Genomic DNA, 6,373 nt, shown 5'->3' on the forward strand with positions numbered 1-6,373 from the left:
CTTGAGTTCTGGCCGGCAGCGTTCCGCCGCGGTACGAAAAAAGCCGTGGACGTCGCGCACAAGGCCGCACATGACAGCACGAAACGGTCTTAGCTTTCCCTATGCGCCCCAGCCTGCTCAATCCGCTGTTTGCTCCCGTGACCAGCCTGCCCGGCGTCGGGCCGAAGCAGGACAAGCTGTTGCGCTATCTGCTGAGCCGCGAGGAGACGCCGCGGCTGGTCGATCTCCTGCTCCATCTGCCGAGTCAGGTCATCGACCGACGGGCACGGCCAAAAATCCGCGACGCCGTCCCCGGAACCGTGGTGACGCTGGAGGTGACGATCGATCGCCACCGCCCGCCCCCGCCGCGCAATGCGCGCGCGCCGTATCTGGTCTACGCCAGCGACGATACCGGCGACGTCGTGCTGACCTTCTTTCGCGCCAAGCCCGGCTATGTCGAAAAACTGCTGCCGATGGGCGAGAAGCGCTACGTCTCCGGCACGCTCCAGATGTACGACGGCATTCCGCAGATCGTGCATCCCGACCGTGTGCTGGACGAGGAGGCCATCGCAAAACTCTCGGGAATTGATCCCGTTTATCCGCTCACCGAAGGGCTGGCGCTCGGCTCGCTTCGGCGCGCGATCGCGCAGGCTCTGCAAAAGCTGCCGGCCCTGCCGGAATGGATCAGCCCGGAGGTCATCCGCCGCTGCCACTTCCCGCCAATCGCGGAAGCGCTCACCCGTGTGCACCAGCCCGTCGAGCTCACCGACGTGCTGCCCGACCAGCCGTTCTGGTCGCGGCTTGCCTTCGACGAGCTGCTCGCCGGCCAGCTCGCGCTGGCGCTGGTCCGCGCACAATTGCGCCGGCCTGCCGGCGTGCGCAATGCAGGCGATGGTCATTTGCGCAACAAGATCATCGACGCCCTGCCCTATGCGCTGACGCCGTCCCAGCGCAGCGCCGCTGCCGCGATCGCCGATGATCTGCAACAGCCCGTGCGCATGCTACGCCTGCTTCAGGGCGACGTCGGCTCGGGCAAGACCGTGGTGGCGCTGTTGGCTGCCGCAGCCGTCGCGGAAGTCGGCAAGCAGGCCGCGCTGATGGCGCCGACCGAAATTCTGGCGCGCCAGCACATCAAGACCATCGCCCCGCTCGCCGAGCGCGCTGGCCTGCGCGTTGCGATCCTCACCGGCCGGGAGAAAGGCAAGGAGCGGCGCGACATCCTTGCACGCCTTGCCGAAGGCGAGATCGATCTTCTGGTCGGAACCCACGCGCTGATCCAGGACGACGTGGTCTTCAGGGCGCTCGCCCTTGCAATCGTCGACGAGCAGCATCGCTTCGGCGTCCGCGAGCGGCTGGCGCTGACCTCAAAGGGCGAGGCCGTCGATGTGCTGGTGCTGAGCGCGACTCCGATCCCGCGCACGCTGGTGCTGACCTATTTCGGCGACATGGACGTCTCGGAGCTGCGCGAGAAGCCGGCCGGCCGCCAGCCGATCGACACCCGGGCGGTGCCGATGAGCCGGCTTTCCGAGGTCATGGATGGCGTCGCCCGCTCGTTGCAATCCGGCAAGCTGGTCTATTGGATCTGTCCGCTGGTCGAGGAATCCGAGGCCGAGGGTACCGAGCACCTGACCAATGCGACCAAACGCTTCGAGAGTCTGCATAAGCGCTTTGGCGATCGCGTCGGCCTGGTCCACGGCCAGATGAAGGGCATGGAGAAGGACCGCGTGATGGCGCAGTTCGCCGCCCACGAGATCGGACTTCTGGTCGCCACCACCGTCGTCGAGGTCGGCGTCGATGTGCCGGCGGCCACCATCATGGTGATCGAGAACGCCGAGCGCTTTGGCCTGGCGCAACTGCACCAGTTACGCGGCCGTATCGGACGCGGCTCGGAAGCCTCGACCTGCCTCCTGCTCTACTCGGAGCCGCTCGGCGAGATGTCGAAAGCGCGGCTGAAGGTGATCCGCGAGACCACGGACGGTTTCCGGATCGCGGAGGAGGATCTGAAATTGCGCGGCGAAGGTGACGTGCTGGGCGTGCGCCAGAGCGGCCTGCCCGGCTACCGCATCGCGCGCTCCGAGGTGCACAGCCAGCTCATCACGCAGGCCCGCGACGAGGCGCTGCGCATCATGAAGGACAATCCGAAGCTCACAGGCGAGCGCGGTGAGGCGCTGCGCTGCCTGCTGTATCTGTATGAGCGGGACGAGGCGATCCCGCTGATCGGGGCGGGCTGACACCGACGCCCATCATTGCAGGGCTTGGTCGGGCGTCTCTTCTTTATGCATGCATCTTTGATAGATGCTCTGGTCAAACTCGCGCATGACGAGTTGAAAGTGTTCGGCCGCGGGGGCGCAAGAGCTGAACTGAACGTTCGCGACATTCGGCCTCACTCCATGTCGTGAACCTCCGGAGGCCACGTCGGACTCACTTGCAAGCGGTGATCGCTCGCCCGGAGGTACAATGCAACGGCTGATCACCGGTGCAATTTAGGTACCTTGATGCGAGCTGGTTCACATTCGCAGATGGATCACTCGTGCTATAGTCGGATGTCGCAGGTCAGCGAAGCAAAGCATGTGCCGCTTCGGAGAGGCGAAACTCATCCGGCCGCCGACCGCCATCGCCCCTGCATCACTGCTGGAGGTAGATCATGCAGTTCGTCTCCACCGAATGGCAGCCCACTTCGACAGCTCCATCAGACAGAGATCTGGAACTCTGCGCGCTGGACTTTGATGGCATCGTCCATGCGCTTCCTTTTCCTTGTCACACGGACGGATCCAATTGGGTCGATGGTCGGGGCAAAATGCACGCCGACATACAGCCGACCCACTGGCGCAAATGGACTGACTCGGGCTAAAGCATGATCCGGAAAAGTGTGAAGCGGTTTTCCGAAAAGATCATGCGCAAACAACAACCTAAAGCGCGATGACGATTCATCCTAATCTCATCGCGATTTAGTCCGTGGCGCAAGGCGACCGCGGCGAAGCGCCGCGATGTCTGCTGTATCTCGTGAGCGCTACGAGGCGATCCGCCCGGCTCAATGAGGCGCCAGCCGGAGCCCGGAATGCGCCCGTACGAACCTCCCGTGCTCGGATTCGGTCGAATCGTTGGCGGGGAACATGCACTCGAGCCGTAGCTCCTCGGCCGTAATCGTCTGCGGTGTTCCGACCGTCGTGATCATGGAGAAGTATTCCAGCCTCACGTCATCCTTGACGAAGGTGAGCGGGATCATCGGCAACGCGTCAGCCGGCGTCGGCGCGCGCCATTCCGGCTTCACGCCGGGATATCGCGTCAACTCCTCCAGAAGCGCCCTCGTCCTCTCGTCGATGACGTGCCCGACCGCCTCGCGATATACCCGCGCGAGCAGTCCGCGGGCCGTCTGCGGCCAGTTCGCCACGAAGGGTCGCATGCCATCCGGGTCAAACATGAGATGCAGCAAGTTCCGCGGAGTGGGTCGTGCGGACATGTCGATGAAGCAGTTGAACAGCTGCGGTGCGGCCTCGTTGGTCATCAGCACGTTCCAATACCGATCCATGACGATAGCCGGAAAGGGCTCGTGCTGACGCAGCATCCGTCGCAGGGCGCGGTTGATGCTCGTCATGGCGGGCGTATCGAGTGCGGGATCGGAATATGACGGCGCGTAGCCGGCGGCCAGCAGCAGCTCATTTCTTTCGCGCAATGGGACCTCGAGGGCTTGAGCGAGATCGAGCAGCATTTGGCGGCTCGGGACACTCCGGCCGCTCTCGACAAAGCTGATGTGCTTCTGCGAGACACCGGCATCGAACGACAGATCGAGCTGCGTCTTGCCGCGAATATCCCGCCATTGACGCAGGAGAGCGCCTGCTGAACTGGCGCCTGTCTTGATGTCGCTGGCCGGCACTTTCATTCTCGGCTGATCCTTCTTGTCGATGTGCAGCCTCGTCAACACGCATCAGCGACGGTGCCTCGGATTACCCGAGACACAATCGCGCCGCTGGTTGCTGGGCAGAAGGGAGATCAGCCAAAGCCAACCGGGCCCACGGCGCCCACCCAGCGCCGCACCTTGGTACTGTCCTTCTCGTCCATGTAGAAAAAGTGGGTCATCGTGGGATGCACTGTCTCCTTCGAACGATCATCGGGCGTCATGTCGACGACACCGCGAAACACCTTCAGGAAGCCGGCATCCCAATATTCGGTAACGTGATGCAGCGCGGTGAAGCCGGTGTCGATGAAGGCCTTCAAATTGGCGCGGATCTCTTCGCGCCCCTTCCAATCAGCCACGCCGAGATTGCAGACGGCGTCCTCGGTGAAGCAGTCGAAACCCTTTCCGAACGTCTTGTCGTCGATATCCTTCCACATCTCGAGAAGCCATTGGGGCGGCTCCTTCTTTGTAAACACGACTTGCATATCTCTCTCCTGTAGTCACACCCTCGCCAGCAACCTTGATTGGATGCTCCTGGCGGGTGGGTGATCAGCAGAGTAGTCGGGCAGCGAATGGGCTCAATTACATGCGAGGTAATAAAGCGGGCTCGGCAACACGCCTAGACCTCCCTCTTCTCGCTCTTTGCTGCGAACGCCTTCAAAAGCTCTGCATCCACCGCGTCGCCTTTCGCATCACTAGCAAGATGCTCGAACCACCGCGCAAAGCCCTCATAGATCTGGCTGGCCGGATGATCGGGCCCGAGAAAACCCGCGATCTCGCGCATCTCTGCGACCCAGCGATAGGTCTTCGGGATCATGTCCGGCAGCGCGGTGGACAGCCGCGCCAAAATCGCGGGCTGGCTGAGCGCGAGTTCGTCGCGCAGCGCATCGGACGCGCCGGCCTTGGTGGCTGCGAGCACCATGGCCGAGCCGATGCCGGCGAGACCCTTGACGATGCCGGCATAGGACATCTTCAGCGCGGACGCCGCGCCGACCGGGCCTTCGACGATCCGCAGGTCGAGACCAAGCTCTTTCAGCACGGCCAGATCCTTGGCGTGCTCGCCGGACACGTAGAACGCCGGTCCCTTGGCTCCGGGCTGCGGCGGAAAGCCGATGATGCCGGCATCGACGAACGGCGCTTGCGCCGAGCCGATGATCTCCTCGATTCCCAGCACGGTATCGACGTTGACGGCGTTGCAGTCGACGACGAGCGGCTTCTTCTCCCGCCTCACGATGACTGCGGCCAGCCGCTCGGCGAGCGCAACGGCCTCGCCCGGCGGCACGATCGACAGGATGATGTCGCAACCCGCGACATCGGCATCCTCGGCGGCGATCATACCCGCCTCGGCGGCTCGCTTTGCGGTTTGCTCGCTGCGGCCCTTCAGCGAGGTCAGCACGCGCGCGCCGTTTTCGCTCAGGCGGCGAGCGACCGCGCTACCCATGGCGCCAGGTGCGAGGATCGCGATGGTTGGGGACATGGCTCACTCCAGTTCGAATGCGAGCGCGATCTGCGCCTCCGCCATCCGGAATGATAGCAGAGTGAGGGAACCGCAAAGCGAATGCCGGCCATCCCGCGAAGGAATGACGGACGCTCACTCCACCTTGACGGGCTCGGCGCGCACGACGGCGGCATTGGCAATGCGGGCCGCATTCGCCACGCCCGCAAGAGCTGCGACCTTCTTCGGATCGGGGCTCGATCCCGGCTGCACCACGCCTGCCGACATGATCAGCGTCGCCGCATCTTCAGCGCTCAGCTCGACCTCGATGATCTTGCTCTTGGGGACGTAGAAGAAGAATCCCGTAGTGGGGTTGGGCGAGCACGGCAGGAACACCGAGACATGCTCCTCCTGTCCCGGCAGGCTGCGCGCGATGTCCTCACTCGGCGATTGCGAGATCAGCACGATCGACCACATGCCCGGCGAGGGAAACTCGACCAGGCCGACCTTCCGGAAGCTCGAGCCCTTGCCCGAGAACAGCGTCTCGAACACCTGCTTCAGGCCGCGGTAGATCGCGCGCACCGCCGGGATCCGGCCGAGGAAGGTCTCGCCGACGTCGACCAGGGTCCGGCCGATCAGGTTGGCGGCGAGGAAGCCGACCAGCGTCAGCGTGAAGAATGCGACAATCAGTCCCCAGCCGGGAACACCGTACGGTAGATATGTTTCGGGCCGATAGGCCAGCGGCACGAACGGCCGCACCACCCCGTCGACCCAGGTGACGAACCACCAGACCAGATAGAGGGTGATCGCGATGGGTCCCGTAACGACGAGGCCTGTGAGGAAATAGTTGCGGAATCGGCCCATCAGGCCGGTATGCGGCTCCGGCGGCAGGTCTTCGGCAGGCGCGGGCGGGGGCGCGTCGTCACGGGCGGTCATTCGGGTTCCAAGTCGGTCGCAGCAACTCTAGCTAGTTTCTGTCGCGAAACACATTCGCCCTTTAAAATAGGGGGTATTTCGCGATTTTCGAGTACGTTTTTTCTTGCGACGTACATGTGCACGGTATC

6 protein-coding genes are annotated in these 6,373 nt (G+C 63.5%); 2 read left to right on the top strand and 4 right to left on the bottom strand.

What is annotated here, in order from left to right:
* Positions 1 to 101 precede the first annotated feature (101 nt).
* Together recG and QQL28_RS42770 are read left to right on the top strand one after the other, a co-directional pair.
* Complete coding sequence (gene recG, locus QQL28_RS42765; RefSeq protein WP_284275508.1) at positions 102 to 2,210, top strand: ATP-dependent DNA helicase RecG; 2,109 nt, start codon at positions 102 to 104, stop codon at positions 2,208 to 2,210.
* A 413-nt stretch (positions 2,211 to 2,623) separates the two neighbouring features.
* On the top strand, positions 2,624 to 2,830 hold the full coding sequence (locus QQL28_RS42770; RefSeq protein ID WP_284275510.1) for a hypothetical protein: 207 nt from the start codon (positions 2,624 to 2,626) through the stop codon (positions 2,828 to 2,830).
* 180 nt (positions 2,831 to 3,010) lie between these two features.
* On the opposite strand, the gene QQL28_RS42775 is transcribed toward QQL28_RS42770, so the two are convergent.
* The 4 genes from QQL28_RS42775 to QQL28_RS42790 form a co-directional block, all read right to left on the bottom strand.
* Positions 3,011 to 3,859 carry a helix-turn-helix domain-containing protein gene (locus QQL28_RS42775; RefSeq protein ID WP_284275512.1) on the bottom strand — a complete coding sequence of 283 codons (849 nt, stop codon included), beginning with the start codon at positions 3,857 to 3,859 and terminating at the stop codon, positions 3,011 to 3,013.
* 110 nt (positions 3,860 to 3,969) lie between these two features.
* Positions 3,970 to 4,359, bottom strand: coding sequence for a nuclear transport factor 2 family protein (locus QQL28_RS42780; protein WP_284275514.1), 390 nt, complete (start codon positions 4,357 to 4,359; stop codon positions 3,970 to 3,972).
* A 134-nt stretch (positions 4,360 to 4,493) separates the two neighbouring features.
* A complete protein-coding gene (locus tag QQL28_RS42785) occupies positions 4,494 to 5,351 on the bottom strand; it encodes an NAD(P)-dependent oxidoreductase (RefSeq protein ID WP_284275516.1) in 858 nt (285 codons plus the stop codon).
* Positions 5,352 to 5,465: 114 nt separating this feature from the next.
* Positions 5,466 to 6,245, bottom strand: coding sequence for a DUF502 domain-containing protein (locus QQL28_RS42790; protein ID WP_284275518.1), 780 nt, complete (start codon positions 6,243 to 6,245; stop codon positions 5,466 to 5,468).
* Between the last annotated feature and the right edge of the window lie 128 nt (positions 6,246 to 6,373).

Source organism: Bradyrhizobium iriomotense (assembly GCF_030160715.1).
Lineage (GTDB): Bacteria > Pseudomonadota > Alphaproteobacteria > Rhizobiales > Xanthobacteraceae > Bradyrhizobium > Bradyrhizobium iriomotense.